At 67.2% G+C, this 241-nt stretch carries 1 protein-coding gene; it reads left to right on the top strand.

Going from position 1 to position 241, the window contains the following annotated elements; translation table 11 throughout:
- Positions 1–241: hypothetical protein (locus IEQ44_RS16430; protein WP_264674501.1), on the top strand; the 241-nt coding region annotated here is incomplete at both ends.

Raw genomic sequence — 241 nt, forward strand, 5'->3', positions numbered from 1 at the left:
GGCACGCCGCTCGACCTGACGGCTGACGAACAGGCGACCATCGGGGCGCTCAACGCCGAGTGCGCCAAGCTGGTGGCCGAATATGAGAACGCCGACGAGTTGCCGGACGAGATCGATCAGCGCCTTGGCGAAATCGAAACCGCGCTCGCCAGCTTCGACGAGCGGCCGGTCCACTACGAACCCGCCGACATCGCGATCGCCGGGGTCTTCGTCAGCCTGGACGCCGACGGCACGCTGTCGA

This window comes from Nocardioides malaquae (assembly GCF_015070385.1).
GTDB classification, from domain to species: domain Bacteria; phylum Actinomycetota; class Actinomycetes; order Propionibacteriales; family Nocardioidaceae; genus Nocardioides; species Nocardioides malaquae.